The organism is Mycobacterium sp. 236(2023) (genome assembly GCF_029623955.1).
Classification (GTDB): domain Bacteria; phylum Actinomycetota; class Actinomycetes; order Mycobacteriales; family Mycobacteriaceae; genus Mycobacterium.
The window spans coordinates 300,361-322,815 of the sequence record NZ_JARSBP010000001.1 but is presented as its reverse complement, the minus strand read 5'-3'; the positions used below and the strand labels follow the sequence as shown (position 1 = coordinate 322,815).

At 68.0% G+C, this 22,455-nt stretch carries 17 protein-coding genes; 9 read left to right on the top strand and 8 right to left on the bottom strand.

Annotation, left to right across the window (positions count from 1 at the left end; translation table 11 throughout):
• Window positions 1–25: 25 nt before the first annotated feature.
• From P9A17_RS01500 to P9A17_RS01480, 5 genes are all read left to right on the top strand, one after another.
• On the top strand, window positions 26–1,822 hold the full coding sequence (locus P9A17_RS01500; RefSeq protein WP_278036824.1) for an Hsp70 family protein: 1,797 nt from the start codon (window positions 26–28) through the stop codon (window positions 1,820–1,822).
• Between the two features lie 7 nt (window positions 1,823–1,829).
• Window positions 1,830–4,319, top strand: coding sequence for an isoniazid response ATPase/transcriptional regulator IniR (gene iniR, locus P9A17_RS01495; protein WP_278036823.1), 2,490 nt, complete (start codon window positions 1,830–1,832; stop codon window positions 4,317–4,319).
• A 142-nt stretch (window positions 4,320–4,461) separates the two neighbouring features.
• Window positions 4,462–7,662 carry a (Fe-S)-binding protein gene (locus P9A17_RS01490; protein WP_278036822.1) on the top strand — a complete coding sequence of 1,067 codons (3,201 nt, stop codon included), beginning with the start codon at window positions 4,462–4,464 and terminating at the stop codon, window positions 7,660–7,662.
• Between the two features lie 15 nt (window positions 7,663–7,677).
• Complete coding sequence (locus P9A17_RS01485) at window positions 7,678–8,679, top strand: nucleoside hydrolase (RefSeq protein ID WP_278036821.1); 1,002 nt, start codon at window positions 7,678–7,680, stop codon at window positions 8,677–8,679.
• A gap of 112 nt (window positions 8,680–8,791) precedes the next feature.
• The gene (locus tag P9A17_RS01480) at window positions 8,792–10,087 is read left to right on the top strand and encodes a pyridoxal phosphate-dependent aminotransferase (protein WP_278037008.1); all 1,296 of its coding nucleotides are present in this window, start codon (window positions 8,792–8,794) and stop codon (window positions 10,085–10,087) included.
• Here P9A17_RS01480 and P9A17_RS01475 read toward each other — a convergent pair.
• A complete protein-coding gene (locus P9A17_RS01475; RefSeq protein ID WP_278036820.1) occupies window positions 10,071–10,718 on the bottom strand; it encodes a DUF4304 domain-containing protein in 648 nt (215 codons plus the stop codon). The genes P9A17_RS01480 and P9A17_RS01475 overlap by 17 nt on opposite strands.
• A 67-nt stretch (window positions 10,719–10,785) precedes the next feature.
• On the opposite strand from P9A17_RS01475, the gene P9A17_RS01470 reads away from it, so the two are divergent.
• From P9A17_RS01470 to P9A17_RS01455, 4 genes are read left to right on the top strand one after another with little or no spacing between them, the layout of a single operon-like run.
• Window positions 10,786–12,012 carry a YibE/F family protein gene (locus P9A17_RS01470; protein WP_278036819.1) on the top strand — a complete coding sequence of 409 codons (1,227 nt, stop codon included), beginning with the start codon at window positions 10,786–10,788 and terminating at the stop codon, window positions 12,010–12,012.
• A gap of 42 nt (window positions 12,013–12,054) precedes the next feature.
• A complete protein-coding gene (locus P9A17_RS01465; RefSeq protein WP_278036818.1) occupies window positions 12,055–12,576 on the top strand; it encodes a 2Fe-2S iron-sulfur cluster-binding protein in 522 nt (173 codons plus the stop codon).
• Window positions 12,573–13,565 carry a xanthine dehydrogenase family protein subunit M gene (locus tag P9A17_RS01460; RefSeq protein WP_278036817.1) on the top strand — a complete coding sequence of 331 codons (993 nt, stop codon included), beginning with the start codon at window positions 12,573–12,575 and terminating at the stop codon, window positions 13,563–13,565. The genes P9A17_RS01465 and P9A17_RS01460 overlap by 4 nt, the downstream gene beginning before the upstream one ends.
• Window positions 13,562–15,664: a xanthine dehydrogenase family protein molybdopterin-binding subunit gene (locus P9A17_RS01455; RefSeq protein WP_278036816.1), complete on the top strand. Its 2,103-nt coding sequence runs from the start codon at window positions 13,562–13,564 to the stop codon at window positions 15,662–15,664. The genes P9A17_RS01460 and P9A17_RS01455 overlap by 4 nt, the downstream gene beginning before the upstream one ends.
• 2 nt (window positions 15,665–15,666) lie before the next feature.
• Here the strand turns inward: P9A17_RS01455 and rfbA are convergent, their stop codons facing one another.
• From rfbA to P9A17_RS01420, 7 genes are all read right to left on the bottom strand, one after another.
• On the bottom strand, window positions 15,667–16,530 hold the full coding sequence (gene rfbA / locus P9A17_RS01450; RefSeq protein WP_278036815.1) for a glucose-1-phosphate thymidylyltransferase RfbA: 864 nt from the start codon (window positions 16,528–16,530) through the stop codon (window positions 15,667–15,669).
• A complete protein-coding gene (locus P9A17_RS01445) occupies window positions 16,530–16,883 on the bottom strand; it encodes a nuclear transport factor 2 family protein (RefSeq protein WP_278036814.1) in 354 nt (117 codons plus the stop codon). The genes rfbA and P9A17_RS01445 overlap by 1 nt, the downstream gene beginning before the upstream one ends.
• Before the next feature lie 10 nt (window positions 16,884–16,893).
• Complete coding sequence (locus P9A17_RS01440; RefSeq protein ID WP_278036813.1) at window positions 16,894–17,637, bottom strand: maleylpyruvate isomerase family mycothiol-dependent enzyme; 744 nt, start codon at window positions 17,635–17,637, stop codon at window positions 16,894–16,896.
• Window positions 17,638–17,639: 2 nt separating this feature from the next.
• Window positions 17,640–18,974, bottom strand: coding sequence for a cytochrome P450 (locus P9A17_RS01435; RefSeq protein ID WP_278036812.1), 1,335 nt, complete (start codon window positions 18,972–18,974; stop codon window positions 17,640–17,642).
• A complete protein-coding gene (locus P9A17_RS01430) occupies window positions 18,974–19,297 on the bottom strand; it encodes a DUF1330 domain-containing protein (RefSeq protein ID WP_278036811.1) in 324 nt (107 codons plus the stop codon). Before P9A17_RS01430 ends, P9A17_RS01435 begins: the two co-directional genes overlap by 1 nt.
• A gap of 9 nt (window positions 19,298–19,306) precedes the next feature.
• On the bottom strand, window positions 19,307–20,647 hold the full coding sequence (locus P9A17_RS01425; RefSeq protein WP_278036810.1) for a UDP-glucose/GDP-mannose dehydrogenase family protein: 1,341 nt from the start codon (window positions 20,645–20,647) through the stop codon (window positions 19,307–19,309).
• A gap of 76 nt (window positions 20,648–20,723) precedes the next feature.
• Window positions 20,724–22,352, bottom strand: a complete 1,629-nt coding sequence (locus tag P9A17_RS01420) for a hypothetical protein (RefSeq protein WP_278036809.1) — start codon at window positions 22,350–22,352, stop codon at window positions 20,724–20,726.
• Window positions 22,353–22,455 lie beyond the last annotated feature (103 nt).

The window sequence follows — 22,455 nt, the reverse complement described above, 5'->3', positions numbered from 1 at the left end:
CGCCCAGACAGGAGAGACGCCGCCCATGACCGAACCGCTGGGGTTGTCGATCGGGACGACCAATCTTGTCGCGGCCCGCGTTGGCCGCGCGCCCGTGACACGCCGCTCCATCATCACCTTGACCGCCGGCCAGCCTGGTCAGGTCGGGGAGTCCCTCGACTCGGGAATCGTCCTGAGCGGCTTCGTCGAGCGGGTCGGAGACCCGGTGCCGCTCGTCGCTGCCGATGGCACCTCTCATCGCGGGGAGCAGGTGCTGGCCGCCGCACTCGACGCGATGACCCGCCTCGTCGACGGTGGTTCGCCGGTCACCATCGCGGTGCCGTCGTACTGGGGTCCCGGCGTCGTCGGGGCGCTGCGCGGGGCCATTCGCACGGTGCCGAGCCTGTCACCCGGCGGCGTGCCCGCCACGCTGATCCCCGATTCGGAGGCCGCACTCGCCGCGCTGAAGGCCTCGCCGGGGCTGCCGAGCAGTGGCGTGATCGTTCTCGTCGATCTCGGCGGCAGCGGGTCGAGCGTCACGCTCGCCGATGCCGGCGCCAACCTCGTTCCCGTCGGGCAGACGGTGCGCTACGCCGACTTCTCCGGAGACGGCATCGACCGGGCGCTGCTTGACCATGTGCTCGCCGGGGTCGCCGACAGCAATGCCGCCGACACGTCGGGCACCGCCGCGGTGGGACCACTCACCCGGTTGCGTGACGAGTGCCGCGCCGCCAAGGAGCGGCTGTCGGCCGAAACCGCCACGGCCGTCCCGGTCGACCTGCCGGGTTTCCGCTCCGACGTCAGGGTGACGCGGCCCGAGTTGGAGCAGCTGATCGGCGCCCAGCTCGACGGCCTGCTGAACGCCATCGGCGACACGCTTGAGAGCAATGGTGTTGCAGCGCAACATATTTCGGCGATAGCCACGGTCGGTGGTGGCGCCGCGATACCGCTTGTGACGCAACAACTCTCAGAACAGCTGCGCGCGCAGGTCGTCACGACGCCACAAGCGGCGCTCAATATCGCGGCGGGAGCGGCACTCGTCGCCAACCAGAGCCTCGAGGGTGATGCACCGACGGGCATGGCGCCTACCGGGATGGCCGCCGCCGCCGACATGCCCACCGCGATGGGGCCCGCGGCGGACATGCCGACCGCATTCGGCCCGGCCGTGCCCGAAGCGGGCGGTGCGCTGGCGTGGTCGCAGGACGACGACGCGGTCGCGGATCCGACGCCCTACACCGGCGCCGACTACACGACATCGGGCTATGCCGACCCCGCGGGAACTGCGGCCCGACCGCCCGTCTCGTTCGGCCCTGACGATGACGGGTACCGCGACGAGCCCGCACCGCTGCCTTGGTACAAACGGCCGCCGCTGCTGTTCGGATTGGCAGCTGCGGCAGCACTTCTCGCCGTCGGCGGCCTGGCGATCACGTTGACGGGCTCCGACGGTAGCTCGGAGACCGTCACAGAGACCGCGTCGACGACGCCTGCCGAGACGACGCCCGCCGAGTTGCCTCCGCCGGTCACCACTGTGACCGTCGGACCGGACGGCATCGCGACCACCACCGTCAGCCAGCCCCCGCCGCCTCCCCCGTCGTCGACAACGACGACAACCACACCGTCGACGACGTCGTCGACCACCACGACAACGACGACGACCACCACGACGACAACCACCACGCCCACTACGACGACGACGCGAACCACGACGACGCCGCCGACCACGACGCAACCGCCGACCACGACGCAGCCTCCGACGACGACCGCGGCTCCGGAGCCCGAGCCCGAGCCGACCGTCGACCCTGAGCCGATCATCACGACGGTCGTTCCCGACGGCGGCGCCTGACCTCGCGATGGAGCTGTTGCCGGCGGCCCGGGAGGCGATCGCGGCCGTCGACGCCGATCCGGGTGCATCGACCAAGCTGTTGATCACCGGCGGTGTCGGCACCGGCAAGTCGACGGTGCTGGCCGCGGTCCGCGCGTCCTTCCGGTCGGCCGGACGTCAGGTGCTGTCCCGGCCCGGGGACGCCGCGGTCGTCGTCGACGATGCCGATCTACTCGACGACGCCGAAATCGACCGGCTGACAGAGCTTCTCGCCGATCCCGGCTCGACCGTCGTTGTCGCGGCCCAGCCGCTCGCGCACCGCGCGAGCCTTCGGCGTCTGTTCGTCGCGCTGGAACGGGAGAACCCCGCGACAGTGCTGACCCCGCTGCCGCCCGTCGAGGTGGCCCGCGCCACGGCGACGGCACTGGGCACCCCGGTCGGGCCGGATCTGATGCGCGCAGTCAGCGTTGCGACGGGAGGCTTTCCGTTCCTGCTGCGCGCGGTTCTGCCGATGGTCGCGGACGGCGCGGCCGCGGTGCGCCAAGCCGCCCGGTTCGCCCTGATCGACCGGCTCCGGCATCTCGACGAGGAACTTCTCGACACGTTGCTCGTCATCTCGCTGAGTAGCGGGCTCGGGCCCGACGATGTCGCGGCGGCGCTGCGGATGTCCCCGCAGACGGCGCTGGCGGCGGTCGACAGGGCACGGGCGGGCGGCTTGACCGAGCCGTCTCAGCCATCGATCTTTCTTCGCATGGTGCACGACGGAATTGCCCAGATCGCCGGTGCGGCAAGACATCACGACATCGAGGTGTCGGTGCTGCATTCTCAGCTCGAGCTGTCGACGCTGACCCCCGAGCTGGCCCTGCGGATGGCCGAGCACGGTCTGCGCGACGATCGGCTCGCCACCGCGCTGACCGGGTTCGCCGCGCGCAACCACGGTCACCCTGCACGTGCGGCGCGCCTCTATCGCGCCGCGGCAGATGCCGGCGCCACCGAGTTGAGCGCTCACCTTGCCGACGCCCTGGCAATGACGGGCGACTGCGCAACCGCGGCCCGCTTGAGCGACGGCCTGCTCGCCTCCCCGGATCCCGCTGAGCGCGCCGCGGCAGTGCGCATTGCGGCCAGCATCGCGATGCACGACGGAGCCGCGGCGCAGGCCGCGGACCTGTTCCGCTGGCTCGGCCCCACCCCTGATGCCGGTGTTGCTGCCGCGGCGACGATCGCCGCCCTGGCTGCCGGTGATGCCACCGCGGCGAGGGCGACCTGCGAAGAGTCGCCGTCCGGTCCGCCGACGTCGGTGGCGCGGGCGGCCCGCAGCGTCACCGAAGGTCTGGTGATGACGCTCGACCAGCCGTATCCGGTCGCGATCGCGCGGCTGAGCCAGTCGATCAACGCCGACGGTGTCGGCGGCGGGGTCCTCCCCGATACGCCCGCCGCGCTGGTGACGCTCGCGGCGCTGCACAGCGGCGATCCGGTGCGGGCGCGCAGCGTCATCGGGCGTGCCGTCCTCTCCGACGGGCAGCCCGAGCGCTCCGATGCGATCTTCGTCACGCACCGCCACCGCCTGCTGCTGGCGTGGTCGCACATGCAGGACGGCCAATTCGCCGCGGCAGCGGCGACGGTCGACTCCGTCGACCGCGCGGAGCCGCACCGCAGGGACGCGTTGTGGGCCGCGGCGCTACACACCGGCATCGCGCGACGAGGCGGCGACAGCGGGGCAATGCAGAAACACTGGTATTCGGCGATGGAGGTGCTGGCCGAGAGTTCGGCGGATCTGTTCGCGTTGTTGCCGCTCGGTGAGCTGTGGGTCGCGGCGGCCCGCATGCGGCAGGTCGATCAGCTGCAACACGTCCTCGACGACGCGTTCGGTCTGCTCACCGCGCTCGGAGACCCGGTGCTGTGGTCGGTGCCACTGCACTGGGCCGGGGTACACGCGGGCATCCTGGCCAACGCACCCGACGCTGTCGCGCCGCACGGTCAGGCGCTGACAGCCGCCGCACCCCGGAGTTCGTTCGCGAAAGCCCTGGCCAACGCAGGTCGCACGTGGCTTCGCGTCCTGGCCAATCATGTCGATGCCGAAGAGGTGGGTGCGGCGGCCCGGGGTCTTGCCCAGTACGGACACACGTGGGACGCGACGCGCCTGGCCGGTCAGGCCGCGCTGCAGACGACCGACCCTCGGGTGTCGCAGGCAATGCTGCAGCTGGCCCGCGACCTCAAGCAGTCGGTCGCGTCCACCGACCCCGCAGCGGCCATACCGGTCGCTGATGGGACCGATGTCGCACCACCGCCGCGGGTAGTAGCCCGGCGGGGCGCGGCGCACCTGTCGGACAGGGAACGCGAGGTTGCAGAACTTCTTTTGCAGGGCATGCCATATCGCGAGATCGGCTCTCAGCTCTTCATTTCGGCAAAGACCGTGGAGCACCATGTGGCCCGCATCCGACGGCGCCTTGGTGCGGAATCACGGTCGGAAATGCTGTCGATGTTGCGGGCTCAATTGGACGCCGCGACCGGCTCCTGACCCATCTAACCGGGTTAGTTAGGTCATCCTTCGTAGCGCTATTTTGCGGCGTGATGTAACTATGAGCAGGCACCGAGCTTAAGTTACTCTCGAGTAACATACTCTAAGTTACCCACGGGTAACAAGAAAACCGGAGGCTAGCGTGGACACCCACATACTGGTCAGGCTGATTGTCGGTGGCCTGATGACGGTGATCGTCGGCGTCTTCGCGGTCAAACGCGTGCTCTGGCTGACCTCGTTGATCCGCTCCGGGCAACCGTTGAGCGAATCCAACAACCGCAAGGACAACCTCAAGAAGCGCATCACCACGCAATTCGAAGAGGTCTTCGGGCAAACCCGCCTGCTGCGCTGGTCCGTCGCGGGCGTCGCGCACTTCTTCACCATGTGGGGCTTCTTCATCCTCGGCTCGGTCTACGTCGAGGCCTTCGGCCTGCTCTTCGACCGGCACTTCCACATCCCGATCATCGGCACTTGGCCGATCCTCGGCTTCCTGCAGGACTTCTTCGCCCTCGCCGTACTGCTCGGCATCACCACGTTCGCGATCATCCGCATCGTCCGCGAACCGAAGAAGCACGGCCGCGACTCCCGCTTCTACGGCTCCCACACCGGCGGCGCCTGGCTGATCCTGTTCATGATCTTCAACGTCATCTGGACCTACGCCCTGGTCCGCGGCGCCGCGGCCGCCCTGGGCACCCTGCCCTACAACTGGGCCGCATTCTTCTCCCACTCCATGGGCTGGCTGATGCACCCGCTCGGCGAGACCGCCAACGAGTGGATCGAGACCGTCGCGCTGCTCGGCCACATCGCGATCATGCTGATCTTCCTGCTGATCGTGCTGCACTCCAAGCACCTGCACATCGGTCTGGCCCCGGTCAACGTCACGTTCAAGCGCATGCCCAACGGCCTGGGCCCGCTGCTGCCCGTCGAGTCCAAGGGCGAGCTCGTCGACTTCGAGGATCCCGCCGAGGACGCCGTGCTCGGCCGCGGGAAGATCGAGGACTTCACCTGGAAGGGCTACCTCGACTTCACGACCTGCACCGAGTGCGGGCGCTGCCAGTCGCAGTGCCCGGCCTGGAATACCGGCAAGCCACTGTCGCCGAAGCTCGTGATCATGAACCTTCGCGACCACATGTTCGCGAAGGCCCCGTACATCCTCGGCGAGAAGCCGTCCCCGCTGGAGAGCACGCCCGAGGGTGGGCTCGGCGAGGACCTCGGCGGCGAGAAGCACGACGAAGAGCACTCGCACGATCACGTACCCGAGTCCGGGTTCGAGCGGATCATGGGCTCGGGTCCCGAGCAGGCGCTGCGGCCGCTGGTCGGCACCCTCGAGCAGGGCGGTGTCATCGACCCGGACGTGCTGTGGTCCTGCACCACGTGTGGTGCCTGCGTCGAGCAGTGCCCGGTCGACATCGAGCACATCGACCACATCGTCGACATGCGCCGCTACCAGGTCATGATGGAATCCGAGTTCCCCGGCGAGCTCGGCGTGCTGTTCAAGAACCTGGAGAACAAGGGCAACCCCTGGGGCCAGAACTCCAAGGACCGCACCAACTGGATCGACGAGGTCGACTTCGACGTGCCGGTCTACGGCAAGGATGTCGAGAGCTTCGACGGGTTCGAGTACCTGTTCTGGGTCGGTTGCGCCGGCGCCTACGAGGACCGCGCCAAGAAGACCACCAAGGCCGTCGCTGAACTGCTGTCCGCGGCGGGCGTGAAGTACCTGGTGCTGGGCGAGGGCGAGACGTGCAACGGCGACTCCGCCCGCCGGTCCGGCAACGAGTTCCTGTTCCAGCAGCTCGCTGCCCAGAACGTCGAGACGCTCAGCGAGCTGTTCGAGGGCGTCGAGCGGGTCGACCGCAAGGTCGTCGTGACGTGCCCGCACTGCTTCAACACCCTCGGCCGCGAGTACCCGCAGCTTGGCGGCAACTACACCGTCCTGCACCACACCCAGCTGCTGAACCGCCTGGTGCGCGACAAGAAGCTGATCCCGGTCAAGGCGACCGATCAGCAGGACATCACCTACCACGACCCGTGTTATCTGGGTCGCCACAACAAGGAGTACTCGGCTCCGCGTGAGCTGATCGGTGCGTCCGGCGCGAAGCTGACCGAGATGCCGCGCCACGCTGACCGTGGCTTGTGCTGCGGCGCGGGCGGCGCCCGGATGTGGATGGAAGAGCACATCGGCAAGCGCGTCAACACCGAGCGCACCGAAGAAGCAGTCGACACCGGCGCATCGGCGATCGCGACGGGTTGCCCGTTCTGCCGCGTGATGATGACCGACGGCGTCGACGACGTCGCGGCCACCAGGGACATCGAAAAGGTCGAGGTCCTCGACGTGGCCCAGCTGCTGCTCGGCTCGCTGGACAAGAGCACCTTCACACTCCCCGAAAAGGGCACGGCGGCAAAGGAAGCCGAAGAGCGTGCGGCGAAGATCGCCGCCGAGGCGCCTGCCGAGGTCGACGAAGAGGTCGAGGCCGAGGAAGAAGCCGCCCCAGCGGAGGCTTCGGAGGCGAAGGCATCCACGGCGTCCACGGCGACGGAATCCAAGCCCGTCACCGGTCTCGGCGTGGCCGGCGGCGCGAAGCGTCCCGGCGCGAAGAAGTCCGCGACGGCCGAGGAGAAGCCGGCGGCCGAGGCGGCACCGGCCAAGGGCCTGGGCATCGCAGGCGGCGCGAAGCGTCCCGGCGCCAAGAAGGCTGCCCCGGCGGCCGCTGCTCCCGCCGAAGAAGCCACGGAGGCTCCCGCCAAAGCCGAACCTGAGGTCAAGGGGCTCGGCATTGCCGGTGGCGCTCGCCGTCCCGGGGCCAAGAAGGCACCCGCCGCAGCAGCTGCACCTGCGAAAACGGCTGCGTCAGAAGCATCTTCAGAAGCTTCAGAGCCCGAAGCGCCCAAGCCGGAACCCGAGGTCAAGGGCCTCGGCATCGCCACGGGTGCACGCCGTCCCGGTGCGAAGAAGGCCGCTCCCGCCAAGCCGGCCGAGGCACCTTCCGAAGAGCCCGCGGAAGCGCCTGCGGCAGAAGCACCTTCAGAGGCTTCGGCAGAGCCCGAAGCTCCCAAGCCCGAGCCCGAGGTCAAGGGGCTCGGCATCGCGGCGGGCGCACGTCGCCCCGGCGCGAAGAAGGCCACTCCCGCTGCGGCGCCCGCGCCCAAGTCGGAACCGGCTCCCGAGCCGGAGGCTGAGTCGGAGCCGGAACCCGAGCCCGAAGCGGCACCCGAGCCCGAGTCCACGCCGGAGCCAGCCTCCGACGGGTCGGGTAACGGTGAGGCGCGCGTTGTCGGTGACGAACCGCCCGTCAAGGGTCTGGGGATCGCCAAGGGCGCCCGTCGCCCCGGCCGCAAGTAGCCGAACCTCCGCGTAATGGCGCGCCTGCCGAAGCTGCTGGCCGCTGCGGCACTTGTGGCGTCGGCGATGTTCTCCCCGGGCATCGCCGGCGCCACACCAACTGATTCGTGCGTCGTCATCGACACCGATGTCGACATCGACGACATGATGGCGATCCCGATGGTCGTGGGTGCGCGTCACGTCGCCGCGGTCGTGACGACGGAAGGGTTCACGTTGCCGGGCCAGGGCGCCTCGGCCATCAACCGTCTGCTCGCGGAGCCGGGTCAAAGTCCCATTCCCATGGTCGTGGGCGGTGGTGCGGACCGACCAGAAGCCGACGTTGCGACGACGTTCGGAGATTTCGTCCCGGTCTTTCGTGCCCTGATGAACCGGCTGAACAACTTCTTTCCTGCCGCCCTGCCACCCACCCCGGCGCGCGCCGATTACGTGCAGCAGGTGGTCGACGCCGTCGCAGGCTGCCGCCAGGTGGACGTCCTCGTCATCGGGCCCGTCACCTCCTTCGTCGATTACGCCCCGGCGATCCGGCCGAAGATCGGCCGGGTCGTCATTCAGGGCCGACCACCCGTTGGCGTTTCGGAACTCGACGCAGCGGAGTCGTTCAACTGCGGGTTCGACGCGTCGGCGTGCGAAACCGCCTTCCACGAACAACTTCCGGGCCTGGACACGAGCTATGTCGATGTGCCGCACACTGATTGCGATCTGACCCCCAACACGGCGGGTTGCGCCGGCACGGTGCACGGCCCGAATCGGGCCATGGTCGAGGCGCTCGGGCCCGTCGGGCTGCCCAACACCGTCAAACAGGTCCTGCTGAACCACCCCGACTCGTGGGCCATCGACACCTGGGAGCATTCCGGGTACGGCGGGCGCTCGCTCTTCTGGGATCAGTCGGCGGCGCTGGCGCTGCTGGACCCCGGCCTTTTCCGTCCGGTGGACGGGCATCTGGAAACAGTGTTGAGCCCCCAGGATTTCCAGCGGAAATGGACCGAATACGTCAATCTGTCGGCCACATATGCGTAACGCCTGGTCAACGGCATCGCGCCGAGTGCACGCTTTCTGACGAAATACGGCCGATTTCCGTCAGAAACCGTACATTCGACGGACCATCGTGACCTCAACGGCGGAAAAACGCGTGGACAACCGTGGGAGACTTGACCGCATGAGTACGCATCAGGCGCCTTGGCACACAGGTAGTGGCCAGCACGGGCGTCAGCGTGAGTTCGCGCAATCCAGCAAGCTACAGGATGTCCTGTACGAGATCCGCGGTCCCGTACACGAGCACGCCTCGCGCCTGGAGGCCGAAGGCCACCGCATCCTCAAGCTCAACATCGGCAATCCGGCGCCGTTCGGTTTCGAGGCGCCCGACGTGATCATGCGCGACATCATCCAGGCATTGCCGCACGCTCAGGGCTATTCCGATTCCAAGGGCATCGCCAGCGCGCGGCGCGCGGTCTTCACCCGGTACGAGCTCGTCGAGGGATTCCCACGTTTCGACATCGACGACGTCTACCTCGGCAACGGTGTCTCCGAGCTCATCACGATGACCCTGCAGGCGCTGCTCGACAACGGCGACCAGGTGCTCATCCCCGCCCCCGACTATCCGCTGTGGACCGCGTCGACGTCGCTGGCCGGCGGCACCCCGGTGCACTATCTGTGCGACGAGACACAGGGCTGGCAGCCCGACATCGCCGACATGGAATCCAAGATCACCGACCGCACCAAGGCGATCGTCGTGATCAACCCGAACAACCCGACGGGCGCCGTATACACACGCGAAAACCTCATGCAGATCGTCGAATTGGCGCGCAAGCATCAACTGCTGCTGCTGGCCGACGAGATCTACGACAAGATCCTCTACGACGACGCCGAGCACATCGCGCTCGCATCGCTCGCGCCGGATCTGTTGACGCTGACCTTTAACGGGCTGTCGAAGGCCTACCGCGTCGCCGGCTACCGGTCCGGCTGGCTGGTCATCACCGGCCCCAAGGAACACGCCACCAGCTTCATCGAAGGCATCAGCCTGCTGGCCAACATGCGGCTGTGCCCGAATGTTCCCGCGCAGCACGCCATTCAGGTGGCGCTCGGCGGACACCAGAGCATTGACGACCTGGTCCTGCCGGGCGGGCGTCTCCTGGAGCAGCGCGACGTCGCGTGGGAGAAGCTCAACGAGATCCCCGGCGTCTCGTGCGTGAAACCCGAAGGCGCACTGTATGCGTTCCCGCGGCTGGACCCCGAGGTCTACGACGTCGCCGACGACGAACAGTTGGTCCTCGATCTGCTGCTGCAGGAGAAGATCCTCGTCACCCAGGGCACCGGATTCAATTGGCCCACACCGGATCACCTCCGCATCGTGACGCTGCCGTGGGCGCGGGATCTGGCCAACGCCATCGAGCGGCTCGGCAACTTCCTCGTCAGCTACCGCCAGTAGCCTTGGCGCCGGTCGCCCCGCTGATCCTGCTGCTGAAGATCGCCCAGCGGTCCTGATGCCCGAAGGTGTCGTGCAGCCGCGCCACATAGCGGTTCAGGGTGTCGACGTCCCCCGTCGCCGCCAGATAGCAGCACGTCTTCTCGTAGGCGATCAACAGGTTGTCGGCGACGGCGTACTCGACCAGTTCGCGGGTTGACTGCATCCGTTCGATTTCGCCGAGCACCATGGCCAGGTTTCCGCACAGGAGCGCCGCGAAGGCCTCCATGTCGGTGGAGTGACCGAACCGCACCTCGTAGGGCGCCTCGGGAACGAGATGCTCCCAGCGCCGGTCCAGCAGAAATCCCTCGGCAAGGTGCAAGTTTCGGTCGTGGCCGGGGCATGCCCGGTCGACCTCGACGGATCCGACTCCGACGTTGACGAAGAATCCGTACCAGGGCGTGACGCTGTTGTTCCAGTTGGGCTGGAAGTTGATGACGTCGTACAGGTGCCCGCGCGATCGACGAAAGCTGTTCTGCGATCTGATGAATCCGTGGGGCTGCAGGGCCGGCACGACCTCGTTGGCGAGAACCGATTCGTAAGCTCTTTTCAAGGACAATTTCGATGCCGACCGCCAGGCGGCGCTTCTGACCATGTCCTCAGGCTAAAGCGCCTGCACTGGCCTGCCCGTCACCAATTTCTTCCGCCGCTACCCTGTCCGGGTGACGCACTCACACTCGCACTCGCTGAGCGGACCGTCACCGCTGGGCCCGCTGGCCGCCAAGATCGTCGTGGGCCTGCTCGTCGCGATCGGCGTGGCGGTCCTGATCGGTGCCGCCCTGCTGTGGCCCAGCGGCGAAAAGGCGGGCATCCCACTACCGTTCCAGAACTCCGCGGGCGGGGCCGTCACCACCGAGTCCGGCCACGTGCTGTCCAGCACCGCGGCGACGTGCGGCAGTCCGTCAGCCGGCGCGGTCCTGACCTCGGATCCGCTGCCCGCCGAGGGAGCGGGGGCCGAATGCGTGCAGTCGCTGGTGTCCATCGATTCCGGCCCCAACCAGGGCGCCAACACGCTGCTGGAGATCGGTGTGGGGCCCGGCCAGCCGAGCCTGGCCGTGGGTGACGACATCCGGGTCAGCCGCCAGGTCGACGAGGCGGGCACCACCACCTACGCGTTCTACGACTTCGAGCGGGCGTGGCCGTTGGCGGCGTTCGCGCTCGTCTTCGCGGTCGTCATCGTCGCGGTGGCCCGGTGGCGGGGTCTGCGGGCGCTGGTCGGCATCGTCGTCGCGTTCGGCGTGCTCGTCGTCTTCCTGTTGCCTGCACTGCGTGACGGCGGTCCGGCCGTCCCGGTGGCTCTCGTGGCGTCGGCGGCGATCCTGTACGCCGTGATCTACCTGGCCCACGGCGTCAGCCTGCGGACCAGCGCGGCTCTGCTGGGCACGCTGGCCTCCCTGCTGCTGGCGGCCGTGTTGTCTTGGGCGGCAATCGAACTGACACATCTGACCGGGCTGTCCGAGGACCAGAACAACGAGGTGGCGGCGTACCTGGGCAATGTGTCGATCACCGGCATGCTGCTGGCCGGGTTCATCATCGGCTCGCTGGGTGTGCTCAACGACGTCACCGTCACGCAGGCGTCGACGGCGTTCGAGCTCGCCGCGCTCGGTGACGGCTCGTCACGGCGTGAGGTCTTCGTCGGGGCGATGCGGGTCGGCCGCGATCACATCGCGTCGACGGTCTACACGCTGGTGCTGGCGTACGCGGGCAGCGCTCTTCCGCTGCTGCTGTTGTTCAGCGTCGCGAACCGGTCGCTGGGCGATGTGCTGACGAGTGAGAGCGTGGCCATCGAGATCGCGCGCTCGGCGGTCGGCGGGATCGCGTTGGCGCTGTCGGTACCGCTGACGACGGGCATCGCCGCACTGCTGGCGACGCCGCAGCACCGCCACTGACCCCAGTGTTTGGCGGGGTTTGCCCCGGGTATTCGGCCGAGCGTGAACCAGCCCATTCACACCTCTGACGTAACCCTCGAAGTCGACGGACAGCAGCACACATTGACTGTCGACAACCGGATGACATTGCTCGACGCCCTCCGAGAGCGTCTCGGCGCGACCGCGCCCAAGAAGGGGTGCGATCACGGTCAATGCGGATCGTGCACCGTCCTCGTCGGCGGTCGCCGGCTGACCAGCTGCCTGACTTTCGCCGTCGCCGCCGACGGCGAACGCATCACGACCGCGGCGGGCCTCGGCGACAAGGGAGCTCTGCATCCGGTGGCGCAGGCCTTTCAGGACGAGGACGCATTCCAGTGCGGGTACTGCACACCAGGCCAGATCTGTTCGGCGGTCGGCATGCTCGACGAGGTCAAGGCCGGCGCACCGAGCTTCGTCACAGACGATCTGGAAGCGTCACCGGAGCTCACCGCTGACGAGATCCGGGAACGCATGAGCGGAAACCTGTGCCGCTGCGCGGCATATCCGAACATCGTCAGCGCCATCGGCAAGGCGGCAGTCCAGTGAAGCCCTTCGCCTACCACGTCGCGACCAGCCCGGCCGATGCGGTCGCCGTCCTGACCGACCACCCCGACGGTGCTTACCTCGCCGGCGGCACCAATCTGGTCGACCACATGAAACTCGGTGTGGCAGAACCCGATCTGCTCGTCGACGTCAGTCGGCTCGACCTCACCGACGTCACGCTGACCGACGACGGCGGTGTCTCGATCGGCGCCAACGTCCGCAACAGTGACTTGGCGGCTCACCCCGTCATTCGGTCGCACTACCCGATGCTGGCCCGCGCCTTGCTCTCCGGCGCTTCCGGGCAGCTGCGCAACTCGGCAACCACCGCGGGAAACCTGTTGCAGCGCACCCGGTGTGTGTACTTCCAGGATGTGACGACGCCGTGCAACAAGCGTGAACCCGGCAGCGGTTGCTCAGCCCTGGGCGGATACACGCGCTACCACGCCATCCTCGGAGCCTCCCCCCAGTGCGTCGCTGCGCATCCCTCGGACATGGCGGTCGCGATGGCGGCCCTCGACGCCCAGATCGTCGTGGAAGGCCCCGAAGGACCACGGCGGGTTCCCGCAACGGAATTCCACCGGCTGCCCGGCGACGAACCGCATCGCGACACCGTGCTCAGCCACGGCGACTTGATCACCGCGGTGGAGATACCGCCTGCGCCGGACAACGCGGTCGCCGATTACCGCAAGGTCCGCGACCGCGCGTCCTATGCGTTCGCGCTCGTATCGGTGGCCGCCGAGCTCAGCTTCGTCGGTGAGTCCATCGCGACCGCCCGAATCGCGTTGGGCGGCATCGCCCACAAGCCGTGGCGGGCTCGCAGGGCTGAGCAGATCCTCGCGGGCGCAATCGCCGGCGACGAGACGTTCGCCTCGGCCGCCGACGCCGAACTGTCGAGAGCGGAACCGCTGCCGGGCAACGAATTCAAGGTGGAGTTGACCCGCCGTACGCTGATCGCGCAACTCCGCATGCTCACCGAACGGGGTCGCCGATGACGATTCTGGAGCCACAGTCGATCGGCGCCCCGGTCGCCCGCCACGACGGGCACGCGAAAGTCACCGGAAGTGCGACCTACGCCTACGAGCACGCCGTCGAATCGCCCGCGTACCTGCATCCCATCCAGGCCACCATCGCTCGGGGACGCGTCATCGCCATGGACACCAACGTCGCTCGCGAACTCGACGGAGTGCTCGACATCCTGACGGTGTCCGACGCGCCGGCACTGGCGGACACCTCGGACGGTGAGCTTGCAATCCTGCAGGACGCCGAGGTCCATTTCCGTGGACAGCTGATCGGTGGCGTCGTCGCGGAGTCAGCTGAAATCGCCAGGGAGGCAGCGGCTCTCGTTCACGTCGAGTACCTCGAGAAACCTCATGACGCCGAGCTTCGGGCCGACCATCCCGGCCTGTACACGCCGGAGTCCGTCAACCCGTCGTATCCGCCGGATTCCGATGACGGTGATGTCGACACGGCGCTGACCGACGCAGTGTTCAGAGTCGACCAGACGTACACGACGCCCATCGAACACAACAATCCGATGGAACCGCATGCCTGCATCGCGCGCTGGACCTCCGACGGCGGTACGCCGCAGATCACGATGTACGACTCCACACAGGGCGTGCATGTCGTGCGCAAGACCCTGGCGCCGATCTTCGGCGTCGAACCCGAACAGCTCCGCGTCGTCGCCCCGCATGTCGGTGGCGGATTCGGCTCCAAGGGTGCGCCGCATGCCCACGATGTGCTGACGCTGATGGCGGCTCAGCGGGCCGGCGGGCGTCCGGTGAAGCTGGCGCTGACACGCCAGCAGATGTTCGCCCTCGTCGGGTACCGCACGCAGACCATCCAGCGGATCCGGTTGGGATCCGACGCCGACGGACGGCTGACGGCCATCGCGCACGATGTGCTCGAACAGACCTCGAAGGTCAAGGAATTCGCCGAGCAGACCGCGGTGACGTCGCGCAAGATGTACGCCGCGCCGAACCGTAGGACGTCCCACCGGCTGGCGGCGCTCGACGTCCCGATCCCGTTCTGGATGCGGGCCCCGGGCGAGTGCCCCGGCGCCTACGCGGCCGAGGTCGCGATGGACGAACTCGCGGTCACCAGCGGGATCGACCCGATTCAGCTACGCATCCGCAATGACCCGAAGGTGGATCCAGAAACGGGCAAGCCCTGGTCGGGACGGCATCTCGTGGAATGCCTGGAGGTCGGCGCCGAACGGTTCGGCTGGGCGTCCCGTGATCCCGAACCAGGGAAACGCGTGTCGGGCGAATGGCTTTCGGGCACGGGCGTGGCGTCGTCGACTTACCCGGGAATGGCGATGCCGGGCAACGCCGCCCGCATCACCTACAGCGCCGAAGGGCGCTTCGACGTGGCGATCGGCGCCGCCGACATCGGCACCGGGACGTGGACGACGCTGGCTCAGATCGCCGCGGACGCACTCGGCTGCGAACTGGGCGCCATCCGGCTGCAGATCGGCGACACCGACCTGCCGCCCGCCTCGGTGGCCGGCGGATCGTCGGGCATGACCTCGTGGGGTTCGGCCGTTGTCGCTGCGGCACAGCAGTTTCGGCGTGATCACGGCGATCCCCCGACGATCGGCGCGACCACGACCGCGGAAGCGCCGGAGAATCCCGGCGCCGACAGCGTCGTCGTCCAGTCCTTCGGTGCCCACTTCGTCGAGGCCCGCGTCAACCGGTTCACCGGCGAGATCCGGGTTCCGCGGATGCTCGGGGTGTTCTCGGTGGGCCGGGCCATCAACACCCGCACGCTGCGTTCGCAGTTGATCGGCGGGATGACGATGGGCCTGTCGATGGCGTTGCACGAGGAGAGCGTGCGGGATCCGCGGTTCGGCCATGTCGTCACACAGGATTTCGCGACCTACCACATCAGCGCGCACGCCGATGTGGCTGACATCGAAGCGATCTGGCTCGACGAAGTCGACGAGTACCTCAACCCGATGGGTTCCCGTGGTGCCGGTGAGATCGGCATCGTCGGCGCGGCCGCAGCTGTCGCCAACGCCGTCTATCACGCGACCGGAGTGCGGGTCCGCGACCTGCCCGTGACGCTCGACAAGGTGCTCGCCGGCCTGCCCTAGGTTCAGCGCTCCAGCAGACCCAGAAGATATGCTCCGTAACCCGATTTGAGCAGCGTGTGCGCCCGGGCTTCGAGGAATTCGTCGTCGATGAATCCGACCCGCCAGGCCACCTCTTCGGGCACGCTGATCTTGAGGCCCTGCCTGCGTTCGATGGTGCGGACATAGTCGCCGGCGTCCAACAGCGAGTCGAACGTGCCGGCATCGAGCCACGCCGTTCCGCGGGCCAGCACCGCGACATCGAGCTTGCCCTGGTCGAGGTAGGTCCGGTTGATCTCGGTAATCTCGTACTCGCCGCGGTCGGATTTCCCCAGCCCCCTGGCGATCTCGATGACATCGTTGTCGTAGAAGTACAGTCCCGGAATCGCGTAGTGCGATTTGGGTTTCACCGGCTTCTCCTCCAGCGACAACGCCCTGCCATCGGAGTCGATCTCGATGACGCCGTACGCCGACGGGTCGGCCACCCAGTAGGCGAAGATCGCGCCGCCGTCGACGGTGTGGAAGCGCTGCAGGCTGGTGCCGAGCCCCGGACCGTAGAAGATGTTGTCCCCCAACACCAATGCCACCGAGTCCGAGCCGATGTGCGATGCTCCGATCACGAAAGCTTGGGCGAGGCCTTCCGGTTCGTCCTGCACTGCGTAGGTGAGATTGACGCCGAACGACGATCCGTCACCGAGCAGCCGGTGGAAATCGGAGGCATCGTCGCGGGTCGTGATCACCAGGATGTCGCGGATCCCGGCGAGAATCAGCGTGGACAGCGGGTAGTAGATCAGCGGCTTGTCATAGACAGGCACCAGCTGCTTGCTGATGCCCAGGGTGATCGGATGCAGCCGTGTGCCGGATCCGCCTGCCAGGATGATTCCCCGCATCAGCCAGTCAGATCCGCTTCGGTCAGCTCGGTGGCGGCCAGCGCGTCGGCCAGGGAGTCGTGCCGGAACACCGACGTGACGTGGTCGTGCACCACCCGGAACGCCGACCCCACCGTCTCTCCGGAAGCGGTCTGCTCGACGACGACGATCCCGTCGTGGACGTAGATGCGGCCGGGTTCGACCGCGGTGGCCAGCGCTTGCGCCCACTCGCGCAGCGCGGCGTGGCCCTGCGCGGCGCCGTTGGAGTCGCCGATCTCGACGTCGTCGCTGGACAACGACACCAGGGTGTCGAAGTCGCGTGCGTTGAGGGCGTCGTGCCAGGCAAGGACGGTGGCCAGCTCGGAAGTGCTCATGCCTACGAGCCTAGAACGGAGTGCGCTCCAGCCAGCCATCCCAGACGGTCTCGTCGCCGAAAACTTCGAGCCCGGCGTCGGCGGCCGCTTTGCGGCGCACGGTGGCCAGCAGAAGGCCGTTCACGGGTCCGCGCAGCGCGACGCTGCCTTTCCCGTGGCTGTGCGACCAGGACACGCCCTCGTCGTCGTGCAGGATCGTCCACTCCCCCGTCGGCCCGAGTTGCTCCTCGGTGGCGTGCAGGTGCACGGACTGTCCCAGCTCCAGGGCGGGCGCGCGGCTCTTGTCGACGGTGGCGAGCTCGATCCACTCGCTGAGCCCGTCGGCGGCGAGGTCGGTGGGCAGTTCAACCTCACGACCGAGCGCCAGCGCCGCGTCCAGCCTGTGCACCGCCACCTCGTGCACCCGTCGGCGGATCCACCAGCCCGCCGGTCTGGGTCCGGTGAACGTCCACACCCTGTCGGAGCCGACCCGGTCGACGGCGTCGATGATCAGTTGCGCGCCGGCGTTGAGCCACTCGATCGAGGCGTCGAGGTCCTCCGGCGGGCGGCCGTCGCGCACGTCGCGCGGGTCCAGCGGCTGGTTGCGTCGTTCAGCGATTATTTGTGCGGCCCAACGGTTTCCGCGACCCACATGGCGGAACAGATGCTTCAGCGTCCATTCGCCGCACGTGGGCACGGGAGTCGAGGGGTCTCCGGATCGGATCAGGTCACCGAAAGCTCGAGTCTGCTCGAGCAGGGCTGCTCGGAAGTCCACCCCTACGAACCTAGCGCTGCGCGCGCCTTTCCAAGCGTGATCGGCAAGGTTGACCAACCCCGTAATACTCGGGTGTCGCGGCGGCTGCCCTCACCGGCCAGGCGGGCGCCGGGATAGCGCTCGAAGAAGGTTCGCAAGCCGACTTCCCCTTCGGCGCGGGCCAGTGCTGCGCCGAGGCAGAAGTGCCGCCCACCGGAGAACGACAGGTGCTTTCCGGCGTTGTCGCGTTCGATGTCGAAGCGGTGCGGATCGGTGAACACCTTGGGGTCTCGGTTGGCGCCGGCGAGGTGGACGATGACGAGTTCGCCGCGCTGGACCGGGGTTCCGGCGACGACGGCGTCGCGTCGCGAGAATCGGGCGCTCATCTGGACCGGCGAGTCCAGCCGCAGGATCTCCTCCACCGCATTGGGCCAGAGCTCGGGCCGCTCGGCCAGCGTCTCGAGATGTTCGGGGGTGTCGAGCAGCATCCGGATGCCGTTGCCCAGCAGGTTCACGGTGGTCTCGAAGCCTGCGGCGAGGACGAGGCCCGCGGTGGCCTGCAGTTCGCGGTCGGTCAGCTGGGCGGCTTCGTCGGAGGCCTGGCTGGCCAGGATGAGCTGGCTCATCAGGTCGTTGCCGGGGTTGCGGCGCAGTTCCTCCAGGTGCCCGCCGAGCCATGCGTTGAAGCCGACGATGCCCTCGTGGACCTGCCGGAACTGGCGCCACGACAGCCCGATGTCGAGGCTCGGGGCGCCGAGCTCACCGAAGTGCAGGATGTGTTTGCGGTCGCTTTCGGGGACGCCGAGGATGTCGCTGATGACGGCGACGGGCAGCTGCGAGCAGTACCGCTCGACGACGTCGACGACGCCGGACTCCGATTCGAGGTCGTCGAGGAGTGCGTCGGCGGTCTGCTGGACGCGGTCGCGCAGCGCGGTGACGGCCCGCGTGGTGAACACCGACGACACCAGCTTGCGGCAGCGGGTGTGGTCGGGCGGCTCGATCGACAGCAGCGACGGCGGCTCGATGGGGTGCAGCAGGCCGGGATGCAGTTTCTCGTTGACCCACCGCAGCGGCGCGGGAAGCCCGGCGCCGAGCGAGGACACCCGGAAATCCTCCGACCGCAGGATCTCGTTGGCCGCCTGGTGGTCGACGGTGAGCAGGACGGCGCGGCACCGGATGACGGAGTCGTCACCGCGCAGTTCGTCGGCGAACCTGGCCGGGTCGTTGCGCGCTTCGGGGTCGGCGATCAGCCGGGCCTGCGGGTCGCGATCCCGCTTCGCCGCGAACTTCGACAATCCCCGAATGACGCCGTGCAGGGCCATCCACCGGATCCGTTGTCTCAGAAGATCGACCGCCATCAGTTCAGCTTAAGCAGCGGCCGCAAGTCGTCCAGGCGGTCGAACAGATGCCAGACGTAGGACGACGCACCGTTTTCGCGGTGGGCGTGCAGGTCGGCCAGTTCGGGATCGTTGCGGTAGCCGTCGAACGCATCCTTGGATTCCCACTCGACGAGGATGAGCACGGTGCGCGGTTCGATGTCGCCGAGGACCGATTCCCGGAACTGACCGAGAGCGACGACACGGCCGCCATGCTTGGCGACCTCGGCCGGCGAGCGCTTCGAATAGGCCAGGTATTCGTCGCGGTTGGCGATGTCGAACAGGTTCAGCGCGTAAACGGACATGCCGCGACGCTACGCCTGCACCGCCTGCCCGACGGTGCGGCCGAGGGCGTAGACGCGCCAGCCCGCGTCCTGCCACTTGGCGACGTCGAGGCAATTGCGGCCGTCGACAATCACTTTCGCCCGCACCGTGGCCGCCAAAGCGTGGGGGTCCATGTCGACGAACTCGTTCCATTCGGTGAGCACCAGCACCGCGTCGGCGCGCTCGCAGGCCTCCAGCACCGAGGTCGAATAGTTCAGTGTCGGGAACAGCCGCCGGGAGCTCTCGATGGCCTTCGGGTCGTAGACGTTGACCGTGGCGCCGTGCAGCTGCAGCATTCCGGCGACGTTGAGGGCCGGGGAGTCCCGGACGTCGTCGGATTCGGGTTTGAACGCCGCGCCGAGGACCGCGGTGTTGGCGCCGAGAAGGGAGCCACCGCACGCTTTCGTGGCCAACTCGACCATTCGGGTGCGACGGCGCATGTTGATGCTGTCGACCTCACGGAGGAACGTCAGCGCATGGTTGGCGCCGAGTTCGCCGGCGCGGGCCATGAACGCGCGGATGTCCTTGGGCAGGCAGCCGCCGCCGAATCCGAGTCCCGCGTTGAGGAACCGGCGCCCGATACGGGCGTCGTAGCCGAGCGCGTCAGCCAGCAGTGTGACGTCGGCGTCGACGGCCTCGCACACCTCCGAGATCGCGTTGATGAACGAGATCTTAGTCGCCAGAAAGGCATTCGCCGAAACCTTCACCAGTTCGGCCGTCTGCAGATCAGCAACCAGGAACGGGACACCGTCGGCGAGCAGTGGTGCGTACATCTCGCGCAGCACCTTCTCGGCGAGCTGTGAATCCTTTTGCACCCCAAGCACAATGCGGTCGGGGTGCAAGGTGTCCGCCACGGCGAAACCCTCCCGCAGGAACTCCGGATTCCACGCCACCTCAACGGTGACGCCCTCCGGAGCGAGGCCCGCGGTTCGCTCGACGAGGTCGCCGGCGGTGCCCACCGGCACCGTCGACTTGCCGACAATCACAGCCGGACGCGTCAGCAGCGGCACCAGCGTGTCGATGACGGCATAGACGTGGCGTAGGTCGGCCCCGTATTCGCCCTTCTTCTGCGGTGTTCCGACTCCGAGGAAGTGCACATCGGCGAATTCGGCCGCCTCGGCGTAGTCGGTGGTGAAGCGCAGCCGTCCCGCATCGATGTTGCGCTGCAGCACTTCTGGCAGCCCGGGCTCGTAGAACGGGACCTCACCGCTGCACAGTTTGGCGATCTTGCCCGCGTCGATGTCGACGCCGATGACCTCGTGTCCCAGCTCCGCCATGCCCGCCGCGTGGGTGGCACCGAGGTATCCGGTTCCGAAAACGGTGCAGCGCATACCTCTTCTATAGGCAACCGCGGTGAGCTAATCGCGACGCGACACTGAGCGCCAGACCAACGGAAGGTGACGAACGCTAGTTGCGGCCGGTTCCGCAGAAGATCAGGAAGCAGCCGTCACCGTTGATGTCACCGGGAACACCCGTGCCGGAGCCGCCACGGGAGCCGCCGCCACCACGAGAACCGCCGTCACCACGACCGCTGGACCCCGAACCCGAGGATCCGGAGCCCGAGCCGATGCCGGGCCACTGCGGCTGCTGTGGCACCGGCGGAACCGTCGGCATGGTTGGAACCTGAGGAACCGTCGGAACCTGCGGCGTCTTCGTCGTCACCGGCGGCCGCGTCGTGGGCGGATCGTTGTCTTTCCACGGCGGGTTCCACGGGGACTGTGGCTCATCGTCGGGCTCGTCCGGCTGCTGATTGGGCCATTGCCACCGGGGCGGCGTCCACTGCGGACGCGGAAGCACGATCACCGGCGGCGGCAACACCACTGGCGCGACGACGGGCGGCGGCGCGACGGGAGCCGGGGCCGGCGCGGGTGCCGCGGGAGCGGGCGCCGGGGCCGGGGCGGCCGGCGGCGGGGCCTGTTCGACGTAGACCGTCCGAGGCGCCTGCTGCGGCGCTTCCTGGACGACGGGCACCGGTGGCTTGATGGTCTCCGCGCTGGGCGCCGGCGGGGGCACGATGGCGGCTTCCTGCTGGGCCGGAGCCGGGTCGGGTGCGGGCGCCTGGCTGCTGGGCACAATGACGGCCTGTGCAGGGCTGGGGCGCTGGTCGGCGGTCGGGCGGATGCTGATGGCCAGCGAGATGACGAGCGCGACGACGCCGACCACGAACAGTGACGTCAGTGCACTGCCGACGAGCATGAACGGCTTGCGCTCCTCGTCGGCGGGACGCATCTCGGTCGGCGCGAACTCGTCGATGACATCGCCGGCGCCAACGGCCGCCATCTGGGTGTCGGCCGCGGCGAACACGGAACCGGCCGTCGTGCCGTCGGGATCCTGGGAGTAGGCCAGCCCGGCGGTGGTCGCTTCGAACTGCGGTGCGGACGCGGATGCCAGCGCGGCGCCGCGGGCGAGGGCGAGTTCGGCGTCGTCGGGCGCGTTGACCGGCAGCGAGACGAGGTGCTTGAGGTGATCCTTGACCGAGCTGATGTCGACTCCGGAGCCGACGACGAAGATGCCCTGCGGCGGCGAGGCCTGCGCGGCGACCGCCTCGGCCATCTCGGTGAGCACCGCCATCGCGTCGGAGCTGTGGAGCGACCGGCTCAGAACTTTCACGACGGACCCGTCGTCGGTCTGGACGACCGACAGCGTGGCGGTGTCGCGGTCGACGAACAGCAGCGCGGTGGTGTCGTAGTCGACGGCGCGGCCGACGGCCTGGGCCAGCGACGCGGCGGCGTGTCCTTCGGAGACGAGCATGACGTCTTTGACGCCGCGGGCCGCGAGCGCGTCGCGCAGCGCGGTGGCTTCGGCGTGGTCACTCCATGTGACACCGATCGACTTGAGGTGATGCCCGCCGGTTTCGGCGCTTTCCTTGGTGCCGAGAATGGCCGAAACGACGTGCTCAGCGATATTTGCTGAGCCCTCGACGGAACCGATGTCGAAGGTGTCGTGGTCGACGGTCACACCGTCGGCCTTTTCGCCTTCGACCAGCACCATGCGCACCGTCGTAGGTGTCATCGACACACCTAATACGATGTCCACTGACCCCTCCAAAAAAGTTTGCTGCAGCCTGGTGGCCGGCACCGATCAGACGCGCACGACGAGCCGACAACTAGATACTTCATCGGCGTGACCAGCAGTTGCG